The sequence below is a fragment of the Streptomyces sp. NPDC088097 genome, assembly GCF_044741845.1.
Taxonomy (GTDB): Bacteria; Actinomycetota; Actinomycetes; order Streptomycetales; family Streptomycetaceae; genus Streptomyces.
In genome coordinates this window covers 91,312-114,161 of sequence record NZ_JBIUTJ010000007.1, presented here as the reverse complement: position 1 = coordinate 114,161, position 22,850 = coordinate 91,312, and the positions used below count along the sequence as shown (strand labels likewise).

Below are 22,850 nucleotides of genomic sequence, written 5' to 3'. Positions count from 1 at the left end.
CGTGTGGTGGGGGTGGGGTGGGGCGTTCACGCGGGCGTCCGGGCCCGGACGCGAACGCGCCCGGCCCCCCTGCCCGTGGGGGAGGGGGGCCGGGCGGCCGTGCTACTTGGCCGAGGCCTTCTTCGCCGCCTGCTTGGCGGCCGGCTTCGCGGCCGGGGCCGGGTCGGCCGGAGCCGCCTCGGTGGCGGGCGCGGCCGGGGCGGCCTTGCCCTTGGGGGCGCCGGACTCCTGAATACGGGACACGCCGAACTTCAGCGAGGCCTCGTAGGTGTTGTCCGGGTCCAGCCGGCGCAGCTCCTCCGCCAGCAGCTCGGCCGTGTCGCGGCGCTTGAGCGCCACCGCGCGGTCGGGCTGCCCCGGCATGCACAGCGTCGCCAGGGCGCCGTCCGCCCGGTCCAGGACGATCACGCCGTCCTTGGTCTCCAGGCGTACGGCCGTCAGGCCCGGGCCGCCGGACTCGGTGCGGTGGACCGGGACCCCGAGGCGGTCCGCCAGCCACATGGCCAGCAGCTCGCAGCTCGGGTTCTCGCCCTCGCCCTCGACGGTCGCCGAGGAGACCGTCGAGCTCTGCTGGTCCAGTGCGGCCGCCAGCATGGAACGCCAGGGGGTGATCCGGGTCCAGGCCAGGTCGGTGTCACCGGGGGCGTACGCCTGCGCTCGGGAGCCGAGCGCGGCGGTCGGGGTCTCGGACGAGTAGGTGTCCGTGATCCGGCGCTGCCCCAGCGCGCCCAGCGGGTCGCCCGCCAGGTCCGCCGGAGCCCGCTCCGGCCACCAGACGACCACGGGGGCGTCGGGCAGCAGGAGCGGCAGAACGACCGACTGGGCATGGTCGACCAGCTCGCCGTGCAGGCGGAGCACCACGGTCTCCCCGCTGCCGGCGTCCGCCCCGACGCGGATCTCCGCGTCGAGCCGGGCGTCACGGCGGCTGCGGGGCGAGCGACTGGCCCGCTTGACCACGACCACGATCCGCGAGGGGTGTTCGTGTGACGCGTCGTTCGCCGACTTGAGCGCGTCGTACGCGTTCTCTTCGTCGGTCACGATCACCAGCGTGAGGACCATCCCGATGGCCGGCGTGCCGATGTCCCGGCGTGCCTGCACCAAAGCGGCGTTGATCTTGCTGGAGTTGGTCTCCGTGAGGTCGATCTTCATGGCCGGCGCCAGCTCCGTCCGTCTCGTGCGAGCATCTCGTCCGCCTCGACCGGTCCCCAGGTGCCCGACGCGTACTGCGCGGGCTTCCCGTGCTTGTCCCAGTACTGCTCGATCGGGTCGAGGATGTTCCAGGAGAGCTCGACCTCCTGGTGGCGCGGGAAGAGGTTCGCGTCACCCAGCAGGACGTCGAGGATCAGCCGCTCGTAGGCCTCGGGGCTGGACTCGGTGAAGGACTCGCCGTAGGCGAAGTCCATCGTGACGTCCCGCACCTCCATGGAGGTGCCCGGCACCTTGGAGCCGAAGCGGACCGTCACGCCTTCGTCCGGCTGGACCCGGATGACCAGGGCGTTCTGCCCCAGCTCCTCGGTCGCGCCCGACTCGAACGGCAGGTACGGCGCCCGCTTGAAGACCACCGCGATCTCGGTCACCCGACGACCCAGGCGCTTGCCCGTGCGCAGGTAGAACGGAACGCCCGCCCAGCGGCGGTTGTTGATCTCCAGGCGGATGGCCGCGTAGGTGTCGGTCTTCGACTTGGGGTCGATGCCGTCTTCTTCGAGGTACCCGACGACCTTCTCGCCACCCTGCCAGGCCGCCGAGTACTGGCCGCGCACGGTGTGCTTGCCCAGGTCCTCCGGCAGCTCCACGGCGGTCAGCACCTTGAGCTTCTCGGCCACCAGCGCCTTGGGGTGGAAGGAGCCGGGCTCCTCCATCGCGGTCAGCGCCAGCAGCTGGAGCAGGTGGTTCTGGATGACGTCGCGGGCGGCGCCGATGCCGTCGTAGTACCCGGCCCGGCCGCCGATGCCGATGTCCTCCGCCATGGTGATCTGTACGTGGTCGACGTACGACCGGTTCCAGATCGGCTCGAACATGGTGTTGGCGAAGCGGAGCGCCAGGATGTTCTGGACGGTCTCCTTGCCGAGGTAGTGGTCGATCCGGAAGACCTCGTCACGAGGGAAGACCTCGTGGACGACCTTGTTGAGCTCTTCCGCGCTCTTGAGGTCGTGGCCGAAGGGCTTCTCGATGACGGCGCGCCGCCAGGAGCCCTCCTTCTGGGCCAGACCGTGGTCCTTGAGCTGCTGGACCACCTTGGGGAAGAACTTCGGCGGGACCGACAGGTAGAAGGCGAAGTTGCCGCCCGTGCCCTGGGCCTTGTCGAGTTCCTCGATGGTGGCCTTCAGGGTCTCGAAGGCCGCGTCGTCGTCGAAATCACCCTGCACGAACCGGCAGCCCTGGACCAGCTGCTGCCAGACCTCCTCGCGGAAGGGGGTGCGCGAGTGCTCCTTGACGGCGTCGTGCACCTCCTGGGCGAAGTCCTCGTCCTGCCACTCGCGGCGGGCGAAGCCGATCAGGGAGAAGCCCGGCGGCAGCAGGCCGCGGTTCGCGAGGTCGTAGATCGCCGGCATGAGCTTCTTGCGCGACAGGTCACCCGTAACGCCGAAAATGACCAGGCCGGACGGCCCCGCGATGCGCGGGAGCCGCCGGTCCTGTGCGTCACGAAGCGGGTTCGCTCCGTTTACAGACAAGGTGTTCAGGCCTCCGTGGGGGCAAGGCGCTTGAGCTCCGCCTCGGTCGACTTCAGCAGGTCAATCCAGGACGCCTCGAACTTCTCGACGCCTTCGTCCTCAAGCACCTGCACCACATCGTCGTACGAGATGCCCAGCTTCGCGATCGCGTCGAGTTCGGCGCGCGCCTGCTCGTAAGTGCCGCGGATGGTGTCACCGGCGACGACGCCGTGGTCGGCGGTGGCCTCCAGGGTGGCCTCGGGCATCGTGTTCACGGTGCCCGGGGCGACCAGGTCCACCACGTACAGGGTGTCCTTGTACGCGGGGTCCTTGACGCCGGTCGAGGCCCACAGCGGACGCTGCTTGTTGGCCTGCGCCTTGTCCAGGGCCGCCCAGCGCTCGCCCGAGAAGACTTCCTCGAAGGCCTCGTAGGCCAAACGGGCGTTGGCGAGGGCCGCCTTGCCCTTCAGGGCCTTCGCCTCGTCGCTGCCGACGCCGTCGAGGCGCTTGTCGATCTCGCTGTCCACGCGGGACACGAAGAAGGACGCGACCGAGTGGATCTTGGACAGGTCCAGGCCGGCGGCCTTGGCCTTCTCCAGGCCCGCCAGGTAGGCGTCCATGACCGCGCGGTAGCGCTCCAGCGAGAAGATCAGCGTGACGTTGACGCTGATGCCCTTGCCGATGACCTCGGTGATCGCCGGCAGGCCGGCCTTCGTCGCCGGGATCTTGATCAGGGTGTTCGGACGGTCCACCAGCCAGGCGAGCTGCTTGGCCTCGGCGATCGTCGCCGTGGTCTCGTGCGCCAGACGGGGGTCGACCTCGATCGACACCCGGCCGTCCTGACCCTGGGTGGCGTCGTAGACGGGGCGCAGGATGTCGGCGGCGTCGCGGACGTCCGCCGTGGTGATCATGCGGATCGCCTCTTCGACGGTGACCTTGCGGGCGGCGAGGTCGGTGAGCTGCTGCTCGTAGCCGTCACCGCTGCTGATCGCCTTCTGGAAGATCGACGGGTTGGTGGTGACACCGACCACGTGGCTCTGGTCGATCAGCTCGGCGAGGTTGCCGGACGTGATGCGCTTGCGGGACAGGTCGTCCAGCCAGATCGCCACGCCCTCGTCGGAGAGGCGCTTGAGTGCGTCTGTCATGGGAATTGCATCTCCTACTGGGTCGGGTACCGGTGTCAGCGCGCGGCGGCGGCGAGGGAGGCCTTGGCGGCCTCGGTCACCGCTTCGGCGGTCAGACCGAACTCGCGGAACAGGACGGCGCCGTCGGCCGAGGCACCGAAGTGCTCCAGCGAGACGATGCGGCCCGCGTCACCGACGTAGCGGTGCCAGGTCAGGCCGATGCCGGCCTCGACCGCGACGCGCGCCTTGACGGAGGGCGGCAGGACGCTGTCCTTGTACTCCTGGGTCTGCTCCTCGAACCACTCGACGCAGGGCATCGAGACCACGCGGGCGGGAACGCCCTCGGCCTGGAGCGCCTCGCGGGCGGCGACGGCGAGCTGGACCTCGGAGCCGGTGCCGATCAGGACGACCTCGGCGGGACCGCCCTCCGCCTCGAAGAGCACGTACCCGCCCTTGGCGGCGTCCTCGTTGCGGTCGTAGGTCGGCACGCCCTGGCGGGTGAGCGCCAGACCGTGCGGGGCGCCCTTGCCGAACACCTTGGTGTGGCGGCGCAGGATCTGGCGCCAGGCGACGGCCGTCTCGTTGGCGTCGGCAGGGCGGACCACGTTCAGGCCCGGGATGGCGCGCAGGGCGGCGACGTGCTCGACCGGCTGGTGGGTCGGACCGTCCTCGCCGAGGCCGATGGAGTCGTGCGTCCACACGTACGTCACCGGCAGGTGCATCAGCGCGGACAGGCGGACGGCGTTGCGCATGTAGTCGGAGAACACCAGGAAGGTGCCGCCGTAGACGCGGGTGTGGCCGTGCAGCGTGATGCCGTTCATGGCCGCGGCCATGGCGTGCTCGCGGATGCCGAAGTGGATGGTGCGGCCGTACGGGTCGGCCTCCGGCAGCGGGTTGCCCACCGGCAGGAACGAGGAGTTCTTGTCGATGGTGGTGTTGTTGGAGCCGGCGAGGTCGGCCGAGCCGCCCCACAGCTCCGGGATGATCGCGCCGAGCGCCTCCAGGACCTTGCCCGAGGCCGCGCGGGTGGCGACGCCCTTGCCGGTCTCGAAGGCGGGGATCTTGTCTTCCCAGCCGGCGGGCAGCTCGTTCGCGTTGATGCGGTCGAACGAGGCGGCGCGCTCCGGGTTGGCGGTGCGCCAGGCGGAGAAGTCCTTCTCCCAGGCGGCCTTGGCGTCACGGCCGCGGTCCTGCGCCTTGCGGGTGTGGGCGATGACCTCGTCGGCGACCTGGAAGCTCTTCTCCGGGTCGAAGCCGAGCACGCGCTTGGTCGCGGCGACCTCGTCGTTGCCGAGCGCCGAGCCGTGCGCGGCCTCGGTGCCCTGGGCGTCCGGGGCGGGCCAGGCGATGATCGAGCGGGCCGCGATGAAGGAGGGGCGGTCCGTCTCGGCCTTGGCGGCGACGAAGGCCTCGTACAGCGCCTTCGGGTCGAGGTCGCCGTTGGCCTGCGGGGCGACGCGCTGGACGTGCCAGCCGTAGGCCTCGTAGCGCTTGAGGGTGTCCTCGGAGACGGCCGTCTCGGTGTCGCCCTCGATGGAGATGTGGTTGTCGTCCCACAGCAGTACGAGGTTGCCGAGCTTCTGGTGGCCGGCCAGGGCGGACGCCTCGTGGGAGATGCCCTCCTGGAGGCAGCCGTCGCCCGCGATCGCGTAGATCATGTGATCGAACGGGGAGGCGCCCGCGGCGGCCTCCGGGTCGAACAGACCGCGCTCGTAGCGGGATGCCATGGCCATGCCCACCGCGTTGGCGATGCCCTGGCCCAGCGGGCCGGTGGTGGTCTCGACGCCCGTGGTGTGACCGTACTCCGGGTGACCGGGGGTCTTGGAGCCCCAGGTGCGGAAGGCTTCCAGGTCTTCCAGCTCCAGGCCGAATCCGGCCAGGTAGAGCTGGGTGTAGAGGGTCAGGGACGAGTGCCCTGCGGAGAGCACGAAACGGTCACGGCCGACCCAGTCCGGGTCGGACGGGTCGTGCCGCATGACCTTCTGGAACAGGGTGTACGCGGCGGGGGCCAGGCTCATCGCCGTACCGGGGTGGCCGTTCCCGACCTTCTGGACCGCGTCCGCGGCCAGGATGCGGGCGGTGTCGACGGCCCGCTGGTCCAGTTCGGTCCACTCGAGCTCTGTGGTGGTCGGCTTGGTGCTCACCGTGGGTCAGGGCTCCTCTCCACATGTTTGTTTTTCCGGTGACGAACGTTGCACCGGACGCGATTCCGAGCCTACCCCCGTGAGGGCGTGCGGCTATTCGAGTGCTCGTGGTGCGTCGCCGGGTCGGCATCCGCCGTTCATCCGCCGGCCGGCCGGCCGGTCCGATCGGCCCAACACGAGGGGACCCCCGCGCGGGGCGGGGTAAGCGCAACGTCTAGAGTGGCGTGGTACGCGCAAGCCTTTACCGGACCTTCATCTTGGAGGCGCCCCGGTCGGACTTGCTGGATTCTCTCTCAGGGGTGTGCGTGACGGCCGTCGAATCCCGTCCAGCGGGGGTACTCGGGACGAGCCCCGGTCACCGGCCGTTCGGGGCCCGCGTCATGGCTTTCGTGGCGCTGACCAAGCCGCGGATCATCGAGCTTCTGCTCATCACCACCGTGCCGGTGATGTTCCTCGCCGAGCAGGGAGTGCCGTCGCTGTGGCTGGTGCTCGCCACCTGCTTCGGCGGCTACCTCTCCGCCGGTGGCGCCAACGCGCTGAACATGTACATCGACCGCGACATCGACGCGCTGATGGACCGTACGGCCCAGCGGCCGCTGGTGACCGGGATGGTGAGCCCGCGAGAATGTCTGGTTTTCGGCATCTCGCTCGGTGTGATCTCGACCCTCTTCTTCGGGCTCCTGATCAACTGGCTCTCCGCCGCGCTCTCGCTCGGCGCTCTCCTCTTCTACGTCGTGGTCTACACGATGATCCTGAAGCGGCGCACCGCGCAGAACATCGTGTGGGGCGGCATCGCGGGTTGCCTGCCGGTGCTCATCGGCTGGTCGGCGGTGACGAACGAGCTTTCCTGGGCCGCGCTCATCCTCTTCCTGGTCATCTTCTTCTGGACGCCCCCGCACTACTGGCCGCTGTCCATGAAGGTGAAGGACGACTACGCGCGGGTCGGCGTGCCGATGCTGCCGGTCGTCGCGGGCAACAAGGTCGTCGCCCGTCAGATCGTCATCTACAGCTGGGTGATGGTCGCCGTCTCGCTGCTGCTCACCCCGCTGGGGTACACGGGCTGGTTCTACACCTCCGTGGCGCTGCTGGCGGGCGGCTGGTGGCTGTGGGAGGCGCACGCGCTGAACGCCCGGGCGAAGTCCGACGTGACGGGCGCGAAGCTCAAGGAGATGCGACTGTTCCACTGGTCGATCACCTACGTGTCGCTGCTCTTCGTGGCGGTGGCCGTGGATCCCTTCCTCCGCTGATTACTCACCGGTAGCATGCCTTCCATGGCAGAGACCCCGGAGAGCACGCAGGCCGCGGAGACCGCGGACAAGAAGCAGAGCCGCACGGCGGCGAGGCTGGCCAAGCAGATCGGCGCGTTCGCCAAGCGGCACGGCGGCGCCGAGGGACAGCTCGCGCACATCGGGCAGGCGGGCACCCGCATCGTCCTCGTCGGCACCGACGGCGGCTGGGGCGACCTCGTGGCCCCGACCTACGCGGTGGCCGAGCAGGCCGCCGAGAAGGCGGGCCTGACCCTCCACGAGGAGTTCGACGGGGAGTTCGCCGCCCGGGTCAAGACGGGTCCGTACGAGTGGACCCGCATGGCGGGCATCCAGATCGGCGGCCCCGCGAACCCGGCCTAAGGGTCTTTCGGATCCGCACGGCCCAGGCCCCTTCCGGTCCGGTCGCCCCTTCACGGGTCCGGGCGGGGCCCCCGCGGGCCGGGTCCGCGCGGCGCTCCGCCGCGCACCCGCCTGTGCGAGTGGCCCCCGCGAGCGACACCTCGCACCCGCTCACCCGTTAGGACGTGTGGAAGCACCTTCCCCACGTCCGCAACGGGATGCCCGGATGATCGAAACGCCGCCCCTGGTGGACCAGCACTGCCAGGGAGTGCTCCGCACGGAGCTGGGACTCGGCACCTTCGAGGCCCTGCTGATCCCCTCGCAGGGCCCGCCCGCCGCGGGCACGACCTTCTTCGACACGCAGACCGGCTTCGCCGTGCGCCGCTGGTGCCCGCCCCTGCTGGGGCTGGAGCCGCACTGCCCGCCGGCCCGCTATCTGGCCCGGCGCCGCGAGCTGGGAGCCGCCGAGGCCGGGCGCAGGCTGCTGCGGGGGTCCGGGGTGGGGGCCTACCTGGTCGACACGGGGGAGCCCGCCGACCTCACCGGGCCCAAGGAGCTGGCCCTGGACGGGGGAGCGGAGGCCTTCGAGGTGGTCCGGCTGGAGTTGCTGGCCGAGCAGGCCGCCGACACCTCCGGGACGGTGGCCGCCTTCCTCGCCAACCTCGCCGGGGCCGTCCACCACGGCGCCGCCGGAGCCGTCGCCTTCGGCTGCGGGCCGGGATCCGGGTACGCCGCCGCGCTGGCCGACGACCCCGAGCCGCCGGGGCCGGGTGAGGTGCGGGGGGCCGCGGGGCGGTGGTTGGCCGCGCGGGGCAGGGGCGGGGCCGTACGGGACCCCGTGCTGCTGCGGCACCTGGTGTGGAGCGCCGTCGCGGCCGGACTCCCGCTGCAACTGCACGTCGGGGAGGCGGAGCCGGAAGCGCTGACCGGGTTCGTACGGGCCACCGGGGGCCTGGGCGCGGCGCTGGTGCTGCTCGGCGGGTACCCGTACCACCGGGGCGCGGCGCGGCTCGCGGCCGGGTACGCCCACGTCCACGCCGACCTCGGGGCCGCTTCGGCGCAGACCGGTGCCCGGGCCGCGGCCGTACTGGCCGAACTGCTGGAGCTGGCCCCCTTCGGCAAGCTGCTCTTCTCCAGCGGGGGCCGGCACCTGCCCGAACTGCACGCGGTCGCGGCCCTGGTGTTCCGCGAGGCCCTGGGCCGGGTGCTCGGGGGGTGGGTCGCCGACGGGGCCTGGAGCCGGCGGGACGCCGACCGGGTGGCGTGGATGGTCGCGGCCGGCAACGCCCGGCGGGTCTACCGGCTGGACGAGCGCGGCTGAGGGGCGGCGCCGGCGAACCGGGCGGCCCGGGGCCCTCGGCCCGCCGGGGTCGCCCTCGGGCCGTCAGACCGACGCGAGTTCCGCTTCGCCCTCGGCCGGCGCGCCGACGCTCCCGGAGGGGCGCTCGCGCAGGCTCAGGACCACGCGCACCACGGAGATCCAGACCAGGCAGGAGCCGAGCATGTGCGCGGCGACGAGGGCCTCGGGGACATCGGTGAAGAACTGGACGTAGCCGATGGCGCCCTGGGCGAGCAGCACGACCAACAGGTCACGGGCACGGGCCCGGGTGTCGACGGGGGCGTCGACCACGCGCAGCACCAGCCAGATGGCGACGGCCAGCGCGCACACCACCCAGGCGGCGATCGCGTGCACATGGGCGGTGGCGGCCCAGTCGAAGGGCATGCGCCGGATCTCGCTGCTGTCGCCGGCGTGCGGGCCCGAGCCGGTGACGACGGTGCCCGCCGCGATCAGCAGCAGCGTGGCCGCGACCAGCGCCCACGACAGCTTGCGCACCGGACCCGGCACGCGCGGTCGGGGGGCGCCGTCGCCCTCGCGGGTGCGCTGCCAGGTGACGGTGGTGACGGTGATCAGGCTGGTGGCCAGCAGGAAGTGCCCGGCCACGCTGTACGGGTTGAGCCCCGTCAGGACCGTGATGCCGCCGAGGACCGCGTTGCCCATCACGAGGGCGAACTGGAGCCACCCGAGCCTCGTCAGCGAGTGCCGCCACGGCTTGGCCGAACGGGCCGCGAGGACGACCCAGCCGACGGCCGCGCAGAGCACGTACGTCAGCATGCGGTTGCCGAACTCGATGGCGCCGTGGAAGCCCTGGGCCTGCGTCACGATCAGACTGTCGTCGGTGCACTTGGGCCAGGTGTCGCAGCCGAGACCGGAGCCGGTCAGCCGCACCGCGCCGCCGGTGACGACGATGACCACGCTCATCAGGAGCGCCGCGGCCGCGGCCCGTCGGACGATCCGGGGTGACGGAGTCCAGCGGGCGGCGATGTATGCGAATGGGTTCAACACGGCCCCTATCGTAAACGTCGCCTTGTGCAAACTTTCACGAGGGGGTGCCGGTCGCCGCGTCCGGTCCGATGACCAGGCGGAACCTGGCTCCGGCCGGGTCGCCCTCGGCGTGCCACCAGACCCGCACGCGCCAGCGGCCGGCCTCGCCCGGGTACGCGGTCGAAGCGGTGAACCCCCGGACCAGCTCGTCCCCCACGTCCGCCGCCGTCCGGTTCCTCACCTCGGTGCCGCCCTGCCAGGGCGGCGGCTGTACGGTCCACAGCCCGTCGACCCCGCGCACCTCGATCCGCCACACCGCGACCCAGGGGGTGACCTCCAGCATGGTCGCCACCTGATCGGGGTCCAGGCCCAGCCGGGTGGCGATCGCGGGCTCCGGTACGCCCTGGACGAAGGCGGCGACCACGGCCTGGGGCAGCAGCCGTTCGGGCAGCAGGCCGTCCGCGCGCAGGCCGGCGAGGGAGTCGAAGCCCAGGAAGCGCAGCCGCAGTTCCAGCTGCCGGCCGATGTGGTCCAGGGCCTCCTCGGCCTCCTGGGCCTCTTCGGGACCGGGACCGTCGAGCAGCAGCCGGCGGAACCCGGCCTCGGCGTCCACCGCCCAGGCGACGGCGTCGGCCGCGAACCCCAGCTCGGCGAGGCGGTCCCCGAGGAACACCTTGGCCTGGGCGAGGCCCCGCCGGTTGACCGGATCGTGCTGGTCCAGCCCCGCCCACACCTCGACGGCGGCCCGGGTCAGGTCACGGGCCCGCTCGCCGGCCGCCCGTTCCATCGGGGCCGGGCCGCTCTCGCCGGCCTCGCCGAGCGGGTACCGGGGCAGCCGGCCCCCGTCGCTCAGCGGCCAGGCCAGCCAGACCCCCTGATTGATCAGGCTCCGGGCGTACCAGCGGGCGTACTCCGGGGCGTGCCCGGCGGCCTGCTGCCCGTGGTGGAGCCCCTCCTCAAGGGCGGCCAGGGCTCCGGCCCGGTCCCCGGCCGCGAACCGGCGCGCCGCCAGGTCGCCCAGGCGCAGCCCCAGCCGGGCCGCGCACTCGGCGTCGGTCCGGGCGGGCTCGCGCAGGGCGCCGATCAGCTCGCCGAGCAACCGCTCGCTCTCCTCGGGCGTCGCGTGAGCGGCCCCCGACCGGATGCGCGCCCACTGTCCGTCCAGCCGCAGAACGGCCTCCCGCTGCGCCATGCCCACCCCCCGGCTCGGTCGTGCGTCGCTGATGTACGGAGGCGGTCATCCTCCTGCTTCGCCAACGCCCGACGGAAGGGATTCACTCCCAGCGGAAGAGTTTCGCCGCCGCGCCCAGTCCCAGCACCGCCCAGACCGCCAGGATCCCGGCATCCGCCCACGGCAGCGGGGCCCCGTGTTGCAGCACCTCGCGCAGACCGTCGGACAGGGCCGAGATGGGCAGCAGCTCCAGCGCCGACCGGACGGCTCCGGGGAACTTGTCGAGCGGCACGATCACCCCGCCGCCGACCAGCAGCAACAGGAAGACCAGGTTCGCCGCGGCCAGGGTGGCCTCGGCCTTGAGGGTGCCCGCCATCAGCAGGCCGAGCCCGGAGAAGGCGACGGTGCCGAGCAGGAGCAGCGCGGCGACCGCGAGGGGGTTGCCGTGCGGGGACCAGCCCAGCGCGAACGCGATGGCCGTCAGCAGGGCGATCTGGAGCACCTCGGTGACCAGCACCGACAGGGTCTTGGCGGCCATCAGGGCCCAGCGCGGCAGCGGTGAGGCCCCGAGCCGCTTGAGGACCCCGTAGCGGCGGTCGAAGCCGGTGGCGATGGCCTGACCGGTGAAGGCGGTCGACATCACGGCGAGGGCGAGGACGCCGGGGGCGAGGAAGTCCACGGACTTCCGCGCGCCCGTGTCCACGATGTCGACGGAGGAGAAGAGGGCCAGCAGCAGGGCCGGGATGATCACGGTCAGCAGCAGCTGCTCGCCGTTGCGCAGCAGCATCCGCGTCTCCAGCGCGGTCTGCGCGGCGATCATGCGGGACACGGGGGCGGCCCCGGGTCGGGGGGTGAACGTACCGGCGCTCATGCGCGCAGCTCCTTGCCCGTGAGCTCCAGAAAGACGTCTTCGAGGGTGTGCCGCTCCACGGAGAGGCTGCTGGGCATCACGCCGTGTTGGGCGCACCAGGAGGCGACGGTGGCCAGCAGCTGGGGGTCCACGGCGCCGGTGACCCGGTAGGAGCCCGGGAGGAGCTCGGCGGCCTCGGTGCCGTCGGGGAGGGCCTTGAGCAGGGAGGCGAGGTCGAGCGAGGGGCGGCCGGTGAAGCGCAGGGTGTTCTCGGCGCCGCCGCGGCACAGCTGCTCGGGGCTGCCGTGGGCGATGACCCGCCCGGCGTCCAGGATGGCGACCTCGTCGGCGAGCTGTTCGGCCTCGTCCATGTGGTGGGTGGTGAGGATGACGCAGACCCCGTCGGCGCGCAGTTCCCGTACGAGGTCCCAGGTCGCGCGGCGGGCCTGGGGGTCGAGGCCGGCGGTCGGCTCGTCCAGGAAGACCAGCTCCGGGCGGCCGACGACGGCCATGGCCAGGGCGAGCCGCTGCTGCTGGCCGCCGGAGAGGCGGCGGTAGGGGGTCCGGCCGCAGCCGCCGAGGCCGAGGCGTTCCACGAGGGGGTCGACGTCCAGGGGGTTCGCGTGGAGCTTCGCCATGTGGCGCAGCATCTCCACGGCGCGGGCGCCGGAGTAGACCCCGCCGGACTGGAGCATCACGCCGATCCGGGGGCGCAGCGCCTCGGCCCGGGCGACCGGGTCGAGGCCGAGGACGCGGACGGTGCCCGCGTCGGGGCGGCGGTAGCCCTCGCAGGTCTCCACGGTGGTGGTCTTGCCCGCGCCGTTGGGGCCGAGGACCGCGGTGACGGCGGCGGCGGGGACGGTGAGGTCCAGGCCGTCCACCGCGGTCTTGGTGCCGTAGCGCTTCACCAGTCCGCGGATCTCCACGGCGGGGTCGTTGCTCATGGTGGGTGAGTCTACGGAGCCCGGGAGGGGGTCCTTGGTCCTGGGGGTGGCGGGGTCAGGGACCCGTCGGTTGGTGACCTTTTCACGCGGTGTCGGGACCGTGCGCGGGCCTAGCGTTGAATGGTGAACAGCATCGCTCAGAACGTCGAAGCCACCTCGGGGCAGGCCGAGCACAAGGCCCACGACCTCGGGCACCCGCCGCGCTACTTCGTCTCGGCGATGCTCGCGGGGGCGTACATCGGCGTCGGCGAGGTGCTGCTGCTGGTGGCGATCTCGCCGTTCGTGGCCAAGGGCTCGGCGGCGGTGAAGCTGCTGGAGGGCGCGGTCTTCCCGATCGCCCTGACCATCGTGATGTTCGCCGGGGCCCAGCTGTTCACCAGCAACGTGATGGTGATGCTGGTCGGCGCCCTGTCGGGGCGGACCGGACCGCGCGACCTGCTGGCCTCCTGGGGCCTCTCGCTCGCGGGCAACCTGGTCGGGGCCTTCGCCTTCGGGGCGATGGTGCACGCCTCCGGGGTGACCTCCTCCCCCTCGGCGCGGGCCATGCTCACCGAGATGGTGCACGGGAAGATCGCGCTCGGCGGTGGCCAGCTCTTCTGGCGCGCGGTGCTCTGCAACATGCTCGTCTGCCTGGCGATCTGGATGTTCACCCGGGCCCGGGGCGACGCGGCCAAAATCTTCGTCCTGTGGCTGCCCGTGGCCGTTTTCGTGGCCGTCGGATTCGAACACTGTGTCGCGAACATGGCTCTTTTCAGCCTGGCGATCCTGGATGGCTCAGCGTCTTTCGGTGATCTTTTCCGTAATCTGATGTTCACGGTCCCCGGGAACATCGTGGGCGGAGGATTGCTGGTGGGAGCCGTGTACTGGTTCACCGGCGGTGCCCACCGAGAGTCCGGAGCGATGGGCTCCGATTAACTCTCCGTAGATAAATTAGGTAACCCTTAGTGATGGAGGCCACCACGAGTGGCTTCCATCACGGCTTGTCGGAGCTGGACTAATTACGCAACAATGGCGTTGTGAAATACGGCGAACGGATGATCGAGGCCCCCCAGGGGGAACTCGCTACCGGGGAGCGGTCAACCCGCAACCGGGTGGCGCGCTCCATCCTGGACCACGGCCCCTCCACCGTCGCCGACCTCGCGCAGCGCCTCGGCCTCACCCAGGCCGCCGTCCGCCGCCACCTCGACACGCTCGTCACCGACGACGTCGTCGAAGCCCGTGAGCAGCGCGTGTACGGCGCACGCACCCGAGGTCGGCCCGCCAAGGTCTTCGCACTCACCGACTGCGGGCGCGATGCCTTCGACCAGTCCTACGACACCCTCGCCGCGGACGCCCTGCGCTGGATCGCGCAGGCCGTCGGGGGCGGGGAACAGGGAGAGGCGGCCGTCGCCGCCTTCGCCCGAGCCCGCATGGAGACCCAGGCGGAGCCCTACCGGGAAGCCGTCGAGGCGGCTGCCCCGGGGGGCCGCGCGGAGGCCCTTGCCAAGGCGTTGACCACGGACGGGTACGCTGCTACGGCGAAGAGCGCTCCCGGTCCGCACAGCGGCGAACAGCTCTGTCAGCACCACTGCCCGGTCGCGCACGTGGCCGAGCAGTTCCCGCAGCTCTGCGAGGCGGAGACCGAGGTCTTCTCCCGTTTGCTCGGGACGCATGTGCAGCGCCTCGCCACGATCGCCCACGGCGACGGGGTGTGCACCACGTTCATTCCGCGAAGCGCCACACAGACCGACACATCAGCAGCAGCAAGTACGGCCGGGAGGAACCCCGCATGACCACGGAGACTGCTCACCCTGAGCTCGATGGCCTGGGCACCTACGAATACGGCTGGGCCGACTCCGACACGGCCGGAGCCACGGCCAAGCGGGGTCTGTCCGAAGAGGTCGTCCGCGACATCTCGGCGAAGAAGTCCGAGCCGGAGTGGATGCTGAACCTCCGCCTCAAGGGCCTCAAGCTGTTCGGCAAGAAGCCCATGCCCAACTGGGGTTCCGACCTCTCGGGCATCGACTTCGACAACATCAAGTACTTCGTGCGTTCGACCGAGAAGCAGGCGACCTCCTGGGAGGACCTGCCCGAGGACATCAAGAACACGTACGACAGGCTCGGCATCCCCGAGGCGGAGAAGCAGCGCCTCGTCGCCGGTGTCGCGGCCCAGTACGAGTCCGAGGTCGTCTACCACCAGATCCGCGAGGACCTGGAGGAGCAGGGCGTCATCTTCCTCGACACGGACACCGCGCTCAAGGAGTACCCGGAGCTCTTCCAGGAGTACTTCGGCACGGTCATCCCGGTCGGCGACAACAAGTTCGCCTCCCTGAACACCGCCGTGTGGTCGGGCGGCTCCTTCATCTACGTCCCCAAGGGCGTGAAGGTCGACATCCCGCTCCAGGCCTACTTCCGCATCAACACGGAGAACATGGGCCAGTTCGAGCGGACGCTGATCATCGTCGACGAGGACGCCTACGTCCACTACGTCGAGGGCTGCACCGCCCCGGTCTACTCCTCGGACTCGCTGCACAGCGCCGTGGTGGAGATCATCGTGAAGAAGGGCGGCCGCTGCCGCTACACGACCATCCAGAACTGGTCGAACAACGTCTACAACCTGGTCACCAAGCGCGCCGTGGCGTACGAGGGCGCGACCATGGAGTGGATCGACGGCAACATCGGTTCCAAGGTCACCATGAAGTACCCGGCCGTCTACCTGATGGGCGAGCACGCCAAGGGCGAGACCCTCTCCATCGCCTTCGCGGGCGAGGGCCAGCACCAGGACGCCGGCTCCAAGATGGTCCACATGGCGCCGAACACCTCCTCGAACATCGTCTCCAAGTCGGTGGCGCGAGGCGGCGGCCGCACCTCCTACCGCGGTCTCGTCGAGATCGGCGAGGGCGCCCACGGCTCCAAGTCCAACGTGCTGTGCGACGCGCTGCTCGTCGACACGATCTCCCGCTCCGACACGTACCCCTACGTGGACGTCCGCGAGGACGACGTGTCCATGGGCCACGAGGCCACCGTCTCCAAGGTCTCCGACGACCAGCTCTTCTACCTGATGAGCCGCGGTCTGACCGAGTTCGAGGCCATGGCCATGATCGTGCGCGGTTTCGTCGAGCCCATCGCGAAGGAACTCCCGATGGAGTACGCGCTGGAACTCAACCGGCTGATCGAGCTGCAGATGGAGGGCTCGGTCGGATAGTTCCGACCGCCCGACTACCGCAGCACATTCTTCGACGCAGGCACTGCTTTTCAGAGAGCGAGCAACACGACAGCCATGGCTGAGGCTCAGAACGCCCCCAAGAACCCCTCGGTTCAGGGAGGTACCCCCGCGGCGGGATCCACCACCGCCGGCGCGATCGCGGTGGCCGCCGAGTCCACCGTCGCCACCCGGATGAGCGCGCCCCCGTCCTTCGACGTGGCCGACTTCCCGGTTCCGAACGGACGCGAGGAGGAGTGGCGGTTCACCCCGCTCGCCCGCCTCAAGGGTCTGCACGACGGCACCGCGGTCGCCAACGGCACGATGAAGGCGCAGATCGACGCGCCCGACGTCGTCACGATCGAGTCCGTCGACCGCGACGACGTCCGCGTCGGCAAGGGAGGCGCCCCGGTCGACCGGGTCGCCGCCCAGGCGTTCTCCTCCTTCACCAAGGCCACGGTCGTCACCGTGCCCAAGGAGGCCGTCCTGACCGAGCCCGTGCGCGTCTCGCTGCACGGCGAGGGCGGCACGACCTTCGGCCACACGGTCTTCGACATCAAGGCCTTCGCCGAGGCCGTCGTCGTCATCGACCACACCGGTGACGGCGTGCGCGCCGCCAACGTCGACTTCCTCGTCGGCGACGGCGCCAAGCTCACCGTGGTCTCGGTGCAGGACTGGGACGACACCGCCGTCCACGTCTCCCAGCACAACGCGCTGGTCGGCCGCGACGCGACCTTCAAGTCGATCGTGGTCACCTTCGGCGGCGACCTCGTGCGCCTCCACCCGCGCGTGAACTACGCCGGCCCCGGCGGCGAGGCCGAGCTGTTCGGCCTGTACTTCACGGACGCCGGCCAGCACCAGGAGCACCGCCTCCTGGTCGACCACAGCGCCCCGCACTGCAAGTCGCACGTGGTCTACAAGGGCGCGCTCCAGGGCCAGGACGCCCACGCCGTCTGGATCGGTGACGTGCTCATCGAGAAGACCGCGGAGGGCACCGACACCTACGAGATGAACCGCAACCTCGTCCTCACGGACGGCGCGCGGGTCGACTCGGTGCCGAACCTGGAGATCGAGACCGGCGAGATCGTCGGCGCCGGCCACGCCTCCGCGACCGGCCGCTTCGACGACGAGCAGCTCTTCTACCTCCAGTCGCGCGGCATCCCGGCCGGCGAGGCCCGTCGTCTGGTCGTGCGCGGCTTCTTCGCCGAGCTCGTCCAGCAGATCGGTGTCGACGACATCGAGGAGCGCCTGCTCACCAAGATCGAGACCGAGCTCCAGGGTTCCGTCTGATGTCCTACGTCAAGGCCTGTGGGCTGAGCGAGCTGGAGGAGAACACCCCCAAGCGGGTGGAACTCGACGGCACGCCGGTTTCCATCATCTCCACCGACGGGGAGGTGTTCGCGATCAACGACATCTGCTCGCACGCGAACGTCTCCCTCTCGGAGGGCGAGGTCGAGGACTGCATGATCGAGTGCTGGCTGCACGGGTCGGCCTTCGACCTGCGCACCGGCAAGCCCTCCGGTCTTCCCGCGACGCGCCCCGTACCCGTTTACCCCGTAAAGATCGAAGGGGACGACGTGCTCGTCTCCCTCACCCAGGAGTCCTGAGGTATCCATGGCAACGCTTGAAATCCACGACCTGCACGTCTCCGTCGAGGCCGAAAACGGCGCCCGCGAGATCCTCAAGGGCGTCGACCTCACCGTCAAGCAGGGTGAGACGCACGCCATCATGGGTCCGAACGGCTCCGGCAAGTCCACGCTGGCGTACTCGCTGGCCGGGCACCCGAAGTACACCATCACCGGTGGCACCGTGACCCTCGACGGCGAAGACGTCCTGGAGATGTCCGTCGACGAGCGCGCCCGCGCCGGCCTGTTCCTCGCCATGCAGTACCCGGTCGAGGTCCCCGGCGTCTCGGTCTCCAACTTCCTGCGGACCTCGGCCACGGCCATCCGCGGCGAGGCCCCCAAGCTGCGCACCTGGGTGAAGGAGGTCAAGTCCGCCATGGAGCAGCTCCAGATGGACACGGCCTTCGCCGAGCGCAACGTCAACGAGGGCTTCTCCGGCGGCGAGAAGAAGCGCCACGAGATCCTCCAGCTGGAGCTCCTCAAGCCGAAGATCGCGATCCTCGACGAGACCGACTCCGGCCTGGACGTCGACGCGCTGCGCGTCGTCTCGGAGGGCGTCAACCGCGTCCGCGAGACGGGTGAGGTCGGCACCCTGCTGATCACTCACTACACGCGCATCCTGCGCTACATCAAGCCCGACTTCGTGCACGTGTTCGCCAACGGTCGCATCGCCGACTCCGGCGGCGCCGAGCTGGCCGACCAGCTGGAGGCCGAGGGCTACGACAAGTACGTGAAGGGTGGCGCGACCGCGTGACACAGCTGCCTGGCCTCCTCGACACCGAGGCGATCCGCAAGGACTTCCCCCTGCTGGATCGTGTGGTCCACGATGGGAAGAAGATCGTTTACCTGGACAACGCGGCGACCTCCCAGAAGCCGCGCCAGGTGCTCGACGCGCTGAACGAGTACTACGAGCAGCACAACGCAAACGTCCACCGCGGCGTGCACGTGCTCGCCGAGGAGGCCACGGCACTGTACGAGGGCGCCCGCGACAAGGTCGCCGCCTTCATCAACGCGCCGAGCCGCAACGAGGTGATCTTCACCAAGAACGCCTCGGAGTCGCTCAACCTGGTCGCGAACATGCTCGGTTGGGCGGACGAGCCCTACCGGGTCGACCGCGAGACCGAGATCGCCATCACGGAGATGGAGCACCACTCCAACATCGTCCCGTGGCAGCTGCTCTCGCAGCGCACCGGCGCGAAGCTGAAGTGGTTCGGCCTCACCGACGACGGCCGGCTCGACCTGTCCAACATCGAAGAGGTCATCACGGAGAAGACGAAGATCGTCTCCTTCACGCTGGTCTCCAACATCATGGGCACGGTCAACCCGGTCGACGCGATCGTCCGGCGCGCGCAGGAGGTCGGCGCGCTGGTGCTGATCGACGCCTCGCAGGCCGCTCCCCACATGCCCCTGGACGTCCAGGCCCTCGGCGCCGACTTCGTGGCCTTCACCGGTCACAAGATGTGCGGCCCGACCGGCATCGGCGTCCTGTGGGGCCGCCAGGAGCTGCTGGAGGACCTTCCGCCGTTCCTCGGCGGCGGCGAGATGATCGAGACCGTGTCGATGCACTCGTCGACGTACGCTCCCGCGCCGCACAAGTTCGAGGCCGGTACGCCCCCGATCGCCCAGGCCGTAGGCCTCGGCGCGGCCGTGGACTACCTGAGCGCGATCGGCATGGACAAGATCGCCGCCCACGAGCACGCGATCACCGAGTACGCGGTCAGGCGCCTCCTGGAGGTGCCCGACCTGCGGATCATCGGCCCCACCACGGCCGAGGACCGCGGCGCGGCGATCTCGTTCACGCTGGGTGACATCCACCCGCACGACGTCGGCCAGGTTCTGGACGAGCAGGGCATCGCGGTCCGCGTGGGACACCACTGCGCGCGCCCGGTCTGCCTGCGCTACGGAATTCCTGCGACGACGCGAGCGTCTTTCTACCTGTACTCCTCTCCGGCCGAGGTCGACGCACTGATCGACGGGCTGGAGCACGTACGGAACTTCTTCGGCTGACGAGGCGACGAGGACGTTGTGAAGCTGGATTCGATGTACCAGGAACTGATCCTGGACCACTACAAGCACCCGCACGGCCGTGGCCTGCGCGACGGTGACGCCGAGGTGCACCACGTCAACCCGACGTGCGGCGACGAGATCACGCTGCGCGTGAAGTACGACGGGGAGACGCTCACCGACGTCTCCTACGAGGGCCAGGGCTGCTCCATCAGCCAGGCCAGCGCGTCCGTGCTGAACGAGCTGCTCGTCGGCAAGGAGCTGGCGGACGCGCAGAAGATCCAGGCCGCGTTCCTGGAGCTGATGCAGTCCAAGGGCAAGATCGAGCCCGACGAGGCCATGGAGGAGGTGCTGGAGGACGCCGTGGCGTTCGCCGGCGTCTCCAAGTATCCGGCCCGTGTGAAATGTGCTCTGCTGAGCTGGATGGCCTGGAAGGACGCGACCGCCCAGGCTCTGGGCGACGCGGAGAGGAAGACGGCATGACCGAGAACGCGACGCCCGAAGCGGCGTCGATCAAGCCGGCCACCGAGGAAGAGGTCCGCGAGGCCCTCTACGACGTGGTCGACCCCGAGCTGGGCATCGACGTCGTCAACCTGGGCCTGATCTACGGCATCCACGTCGACGACGCGAACATCGCCACCCTCGACATGACCCTGACCTCGGCGGCCTGCCCGCTGACGGACGTCATCGAGGACCAGGCGAAGTCGGCGACGGACGGCATCGTCAACGAACTTCGCATCAACTGGGTCTGGATGCCCCCGTGGGGCCCGGACAAGATCACGGACGATGGCCGTGAGCAGCTGCGCGCGCTCGGTTTCAACGTCTGAGCGACGTACGAGGAGGACCCCCGGCACGGTCGTGCCGGGGGTCCTCCCTGTTTTCCGGCCCGCTGTTCGCCGGGAGGACAGATGAAGTGCACGGAGAGTTGGCCACGGTGGCCGAATCTTCTCGACGGCCGTCACGTGGTGACGGCGCACACGAGAGGACCATCCGTGACCGCACGCTCTTCCGTCGCACGCCGGTACGGAGCCCTCGGCGCGGCCGGAGCCGCGGCCCTGCTGCTGGCCGGGCCGACCGCGCCCGCGCACGCCGAGGCCGCCGACCCCGCCACGCCGACGATCTCCCTGTCCACCCCGTACCTGTCCGGCGCGGTGGGAGCCCTCGGGGAACCGTCGGTCACCGTGGACCTCGGCCAGGCCGGGGTCCCGGACGGGTTCCTGCGCCTCCAGGTGATCGGGTCCAGCAATCCGGCCGTGGCCGCGGTGGGGGACGTACGCCAGGAGCGCACCCCGCGCGGTGACCGGAAGCTGACGGTCCGGGCGCACGGCCGGGGATACACCGACCTGACCCTCCGGGTGACCGGGCGCGGCGGGAAGACCGCCACCGCCGTGCTCTCCTACGCGGCCTCGGCCCCCGCGGCCGGCGCGCTCTCCACGCGTTACCTGACCGGCTCCTCCGACGCCTCGGCGGCCGTGGACGTCGGCGGCGGCTACGCGCTGGTCGCGGACGACGAGTCGAACGTGCTGCGCCTGTACGACCGTTCCCGCTCCGGCGCCCCGGTGAAGACCTGGGACCTCGGTCCCGCGCTCGGGGTGAAGAAGGAGGCCGACATCGAGGCCGCCACCCGCGTCGGGAACACCGTCTACTGGACCGGCTCGCTCGGCAACAACAAGGACGGCAAGTACAAGGCGGAGCGCAACACGGTCTTCACCACGAAGATCACCGGCTCCGGCGCCGCCACCGAGATCACCTTCACCGCCGCCTACAAGGGCCTGCGCGAGGACCTCGTCGCCTGGGACGCCGCCCACGGCGACCGCTACGGCTTCGCGGCCGGCACCGCCGCCGGCCGGGTGCCCAAGCGGATCGACGGCTTCAACGTGGAGGGTCTGGAGTTCGCCCCCGGCTCCACGACCACCGCCTACCTGGGCTTTCGCGCCCCGCTGGCCCCGGCCGTCCCCGGTGGCAAGGCGCTGGTCGTGCCCGTCGTCAACTTCGACCGGGTCGTCGCGGCGGGGGAGAAGCCCGTCTTCGGCGAGCCGATCGAGTGGGACCTCGGCGGCCTCGCCGTCCGTGACGTCCGCAAGAACGCCGCCGACCAGTACCTGATCCTGGCCGGCTCCTTCGCCGCCGACGACAACACCGACCCGTACGCCCTCTACCAGTGGGACGGCGTCCCCGGCCACGCCCCGCGCAAGCGCGTGGACCTGCCGACCGCCGACGCGGGCGCCTGGGAAGCCGTCGTGTCCGTGCCCGACCTGAGGGCGCCCGGCGCCCGCGTCCAGCTCCTCACCGACAACGGCGCCGCCGACCTCTACGGCGACGGCACCGAGGCCAAGGACCTCGCCCACCCGGAGTGGAAGAAGTCCCGGGCGGCCTGGTTCAGGCTGGGATGACCGGTTCCGGATCCGCCGCGAGGGCCTCCGTCAGGGGCTCGCGGCGGATCCGGCGGTCCACGTAGAGCAGCCCGGCGGGCAGCTGGGGGAAGACCGGGAGCAGGAACAGCGCCACCAGCGCCCCCGCCACCCCCAGCCGCAGCGGGAGGGCGACGGCGGCGGCCGCCGTCAGGGCCGCGGACGGGGCGACCACCCACAGGGTCCGCCACCAGGAGCCCCGCACCAGCGCGGCCGAGCGCCGCAGCCCGGCCAGTGGGCCCAGCCCCTCGAACCCGGCCGCGAGGGGCGCCAGGACGAACAGCACCCCGACCCACACGGCGACCGGGGCCAGGGGCAACAGCACCGCCGACGGGAGCCCCGCGAGGACCACCGCCGCCACCGGTCCCGCCGAGGCGAGCAGGGCCACGAGCTGGGCGCCGAGCACCCGGGGCACCGCCGGGAGCGCGGCCCGCAGCAGCCCGGAGGCGGTGACGGAGCGGCCGAGCACCGCCGGTCGCAGCAGGACGGCCGTCAGGGCCGTGGCCAGGGCGCAGGTGAACAGCAGGAACAGGGCCGTGGCGGGGAGCAGGGTCCACACGAAGACCCGGCTGTCGGCCCGCCGGCTCAGCGAGCCCGCGAGGGCGGCCCCGGCCGCCGCCGCGACCAGCAGGGCCGCCCCGAGCTGCCCGAGCAGCAGGGCGCCGTACAACCGACCGCCGTAGCGGCCCAGGAGGGTGAAGACGCCGCCCGCGATCTCGGAGGGCGCCAGCGGGCGCAGGGGCACCACGCCCGGCCGGGGTTGCCGAGGGGGTAGCCAACCGCCGCCCCGGTGGGTCCATTGCTGCGCCATGCGC

General features: G+C 70.9%; 22 protein-coding genes. 13 read left to right on the top strand and 9 right to left on the bottom strand.

Translation table 11 applies throughout. The annotated features are described in order from the left end of the window. Window positions 1-102: 102 nt before the first annotated feature. From opcA to tkt, 4 genes are read right to left on the bottom strand one after another with little or no spacing between them, the layout of a single operon-like run. On the bottom strand, window positions 103-1,149 hold the full coding sequence (gene opcA, locus ACIOD1_RS21750; RefSeq protein ID WP_365624042.1) for a glucose-6-phosphate dehydrogenase assembly protein OpcA: 1,047 nt from the start codon (window positions 1,147-1,149) through the stop codon (window positions 103-105). Continuing rightward, window positions 1,146-2,672, bottom strand: coding sequence for a glucose-6-phosphate dehydrogenase (gene zwf / locus ACIOD1_RS21745; protein ID WP_365624040.1), 1,527 nt, complete (start codon window positions 2,670-2,672; stop codon window positions 1,146-1,148). Before zwf ends, opcA begins: the two co-directional genes overlap by 4 nt. Before the next feature lie 5 nt (window positions 2,673-2,677). Next, window positions 2,678-3,796: a transaldolase gene (tal, locus tag ACIOD1_RS21740; protein WP_365624038.1), complete on the bottom strand. Its 1,119-nt coding sequence runs from the start codon at window positions 3,794-3,796 to the stop codon at window positions 2,678-2,680. Window positions 3,797-3,831: 35 nt separating this feature from the next. Further along, a complete protein-coding gene (gene tkt / locus ACIOD1_RS21735) occupies window positions 3,832-5,919 on the bottom strand; it encodes a transketolase (protein WP_365624036.1) in 2,088 nt (695 codons plus the stop codon). A gap of 299 nt (window positions 5,920-6,218) precedes the next feature. Between tkt and ACIOD1_RS21730 the strand changes: the two genes are divergently transcribed. The 3 genes from ACIOD1_RS21730 to ACIOD1_RS21720 all read left to right on the top strand — a co-directional run bounded on the left by ACIOD1_RS21730 (window position 6,219) and on the right by ACIOD1_RS21720 (window position 8,847). Beyond that, window positions 6,219-7,166 (top strand): heme o synthase, encoded by a 948-nt coding sequence (locus ACIOD1_RS21730; RefSeq protein ID WP_365624034.1) that lies wholly within the window; start codon window positions 6,219-6,221, stop codon window positions 7,164-7,166. Window positions 7,167-7,181: 15 nt separating this feature from the next. After that, on the top strand, window positions 7,182-7,547 hold the full coding sequence (locus ACIOD1_RS21725) for a hypothetical protein (RefSeq protein ID WP_365624032.1): 366 nt from the start codon (window positions 7,182-7,184) through the stop codon (window positions 7,545-7,547). A gap of 205 nt (window positions 7,548-7,752) precedes the next feature. After that, entirely contained in the window at window positions 7,753-8,847 is a 1,095-nt protein-coding gene (locus ACIOD1_RS21720) for an amidohydrolase (protein WP_401904005.1), read from the top strand. A gap of 63 nt (window positions 8,848-8,910) precedes the next feature. Here the strand turns inward: ACIOD1_RS21720 and ACIOD1_RS21715 are convergent, their stop codons facing one another. From ACIOD1_RS21715 to ACIOD1_RS21700, 4 genes are all read right to left on the bottom strand, one after another. Continuing rightward, on the bottom strand, window positions 8,911-9,900 hold the full coding sequence (locus tag ACIOD1_RS21715; RefSeq protein WP_401904003.1) for a heme A synthase: 990 nt from the start codon (window positions 9,898-9,900) through the stop codon (window positions 8,911-8,913). Between the two features lie 4 nt (window positions 9,901-9,904). Then, a complete protein-coding gene (locus ACIOD1_RS21710) occupies window positions 9,905-11,041 on the bottom strand; it encodes a hypothetical protein (protein ID WP_401904001.1) in 1,137 nt (378 codons plus the stop codon). 82 nt (window positions 11,042-11,123) lie between these two features. Continuing rightward, window positions 11,124-11,891 carry an ABC transporter permease gene (locus ACIOD1_RS21705; protein WP_365624026.1) on the bottom strand — a complete coding sequence of 256 codons (768 nt, stop codon included), beginning with the start codon at window positions 11,889-11,891 and terminating at the stop codon, window positions 11,124-11,126. Continuing rightward, complete coding sequence (locus tag ACIOD1_RS21700; RefSeq protein WP_365624024.1) at window positions 11,888-12,814, bottom strand: ABC transporter ATP-binding protein; 927 nt, start codon at window positions 12,812-12,814, stop codon at window positions 11,888-11,890. The genes ACIOD1_RS21705 and ACIOD1_RS21700 overlap by 4 nt, the downstream gene beginning before the upstream one ends. 123 nt (window positions 12,815-12,937) lie before the next feature. On the opposite strand from ACIOD1_RS21700, the gene ACIOD1_RS21695 reads away from it, so the two are divergent. From ACIOD1_RS21695 to ACIOD1_RS21650, 10 genes are all read left to right on the top strand, one after another. Beyond that, complete coding sequence (locus ACIOD1_RS21695) at window positions 12,938-13,729, top strand: formate/nitrite transporter family protein (protein ID WP_365624022.1); 792 nt, start codon at window positions 12,938-12,940, stop codon at window positions 13,727-13,729. Window positions 13,730-13,848: 119 nt separating this feature from the next. Then, complete coding sequence (locus ACIOD1_RS21690; protein ID WP_365624020.1) at window positions 13,849-14,586, top strand: ArsR family transcriptional regulator; 738 nt, start codon at window positions 13,849-13,851, stop codon at window positions 14,584-14,586. Then, window positions 14,583-15,998 (top strand): Fe-S cluster assembly protein SufB, encoded by a 1,416-nt coding sequence (gene sufB / locus ACIOD1_RS21685; protein ID WP_365624018.1) that lies wholly within the window; start codon window positions 14,583-14,585, stop codon window positions 15,996-15,998. The genes ACIOD1_RS21690 and sufB overlap by 4 nt, the downstream gene beginning before the upstream one ends. 75 nt (window positions 15,999-16,073) lie before the next feature. Continuing rightward, window positions 16,074-17,285, top strand: coding sequence for a Fe-S cluster assembly protein SufD (sufD, locus tag ACIOD1_RS21680; protein WP_365624016.1), 1,212 nt, complete (start codon window positions 16,074-16,076; stop codon window positions 17,283-17,285). Then, window positions 17,285-17,602 (top strand): bifunctional 3-phenylpropionate/cinnamic acid dioxygenase ferredoxin subunit, encoded by a 318-nt coding sequence (locus ACIOD1_RS21675; RefSeq protein ID WP_365624014.1) that lies wholly within the window; start codon window positions 17,285-17,287, stop codon window positions 17,600-17,602. The genes sufD and ACIOD1_RS21675 overlap by 1 nt, the downstream gene beginning before the upstream one ends. Before the next feature lie 7 nt (window positions 17,603-17,609). Then, window positions 17,610-18,374 (top strand): Fe-S cluster assembly ATPase SufC, encoded by a 765-nt coding sequence (gene sufC, locus ACIOD1_RS21670; RefSeq protein ID WP_365624012.1) that lies wholly within the window; start codon window positions 17,610-17,612, stop codon window positions 18,372-18,374. Beyond that, window positions 18,371-19,627, top strand: coding sequence for a cysteine desulfurase (locus tag ACIOD1_RS21665; RefSeq protein WP_365624010.1), 1,257 nt, complete (start codon window positions 18,371-18,373; stop codon window positions 19,625-19,627). Before sufC ends, ACIOD1_RS21665 begins: the two co-directional genes overlap by 4 nt. 18 nt (window positions 19,628-19,645) lie before the next feature. Beyond that, entirely contained in the window at window positions 19,646-20,107 is a 462-nt protein-coding gene (sufU, locus tag ACIOD1_RS21660; RefSeq protein ID WP_365624008.1) for a Fe-S cluster assembly sulfur transfer protein SufU, read from the top strand. Continuing rightward, window positions 20,104-20,451: a metal-sulfur cluster assembly factor gene (locus ACIOD1_RS21655; RefSeq protein ID WP_365624006.1), complete on the top strand. Its 348-nt coding sequence runs from the start codon at window positions 20,104-20,106 to the stop codon at window positions 20,449-20,451. The genes sufU and ACIOD1_RS21655 overlap by 4 nt, the downstream gene beginning before the upstream one ends. 165 nt (window positions 20,452-20,616) lie before the next feature. Further along, window positions 20,617-22,017: a hypothetical protein gene (locus ACIOD1_RS21650; RefSeq protein ID WP_401903995.1), complete on the top strand. Its 1,401-nt coding sequence runs from the start codon at window positions 20,617-20,619 to the stop codon at window positions 22,015-22,017. Here ACIOD1_RS21650 and ACIOD1_RS21645 read toward each other — a convergent pair. Then, window positions 22,004-22,846 carry a hypothetical protein gene (locus ACIOD1_RS21645; RefSeq protein ID WP_365624004.1) on the bottom strand — a complete coding sequence of 281 codons (843 nt, stop codon included), beginning with the start codon at window positions 22,844-22,846 and terminating at the stop codon, window positions 22,004-22,006. The two genes, ACIOD1_RS21650 and ACIOD1_RS21645, sit on opposite strands and share 14 nt — an antisense overlap. Between the last annotated feature and the right edge of the window lie 4 nt (window positions 22,847-22,850).

Bases quoted from the DNA above. Each gene is read 5' to 3' on its own strand.
- opcA (WP_365624042.1), bottom strand. From the start codon at position 1,149: ATGAAGATCGACCTCACGGAGACCAACTCCAGCAAGATCAACGCCGCT.
- tal (WP_365624038.1), bottom strand. From the start codon at position 3,796: ATGACAGACGCACTCAAGCGCCTCTCCGACGAGGGCGTGGCGATCTGG.
- ACIOD1_RS21725 (WP_365624032.1), top strand. From the start codon at position 7,182: ATGCCTTCCATGGCAGAGACCCCGGAGAGCACGCAGGCCGCGGAGACC.
- ACIOD1_RS21720 (WP_401904005.1), top strand. From the start codon at position 7,753: ATGATCGAAACGCCGCCCCTGGTGGACCAGCACTGCCAGGGAGTGCTC.
- ACIOD1_RS21710 (WP_401904001.1), bottom strand. From the start codon at position 11,041: ATGGCGCAGCGGGAGGCCGTTCTGCGGCTGGACGGACAGTGGGCGCGC.
- ACIOD1_RS21705 (WP_365624026.1), bottom strand. From the start codon at position 11,891: ATGAGCGCCGGTACGTTCACCCCCCGACCCGGGGCCGCCCCCGTGTCC.
- ACIOD1_RS21700 (WP_365624024.1), bottom strand. From the start codon at position 12,814: ATGAGCAACGACCCCGCCGTGGAGATCCGCGGACTGGTGAAGCGCTAC.
- ACIOD1_RS21690 (WP_365624020.1), top strand. From the start codon at position 13,849: ATGATCGAGGCCCCCCAGGGGGAACTCGCTACCGGGGAGCGGTCAACC.
- sufB (WP_365624018.1), top strand. From the start codon at position 14,583: ATGACCACGGAGACTGCTCACCCTGAGCTCGATGGCCTGGGCACCTAC.
- sufD (WP_365624016.1), top strand. From the start codon at position 16,074: ATGGCTGAGGCTCAGAACGCCCCCAAGAACCCCTCGGTTCAGGGAGGT.
- ACIOD1_RS21675 (WP_365624014.1), top strand. From the start codon at position 17,285: ATGTCCTACGTCAAGGCCTGTGGGCTGAGCGAGCTGGAGGAGAACACC.
- sufC (WP_365624012.1), top strand. From the start codon at position 17,610: ATGGCAACGCTTGAAATCCACGACCTGCACGTCTCCGTCGAGGCCGAA.
- ACIOD1_RS21655 (WP_365624006.1), top strand. From the start codon at position 20,104: ATGACCGAGAACGCGACGCCCGAAGCGGCGTCGATCAAGCCGGCCACC.
- ACIOD1_RS21645 (WP_365624004.1), bottom strand. From the start codon at position 22,846: ATGGCGCAGCAATGGACCCACCGGGGCGGCGGTTGGCTACCCCCTCGG.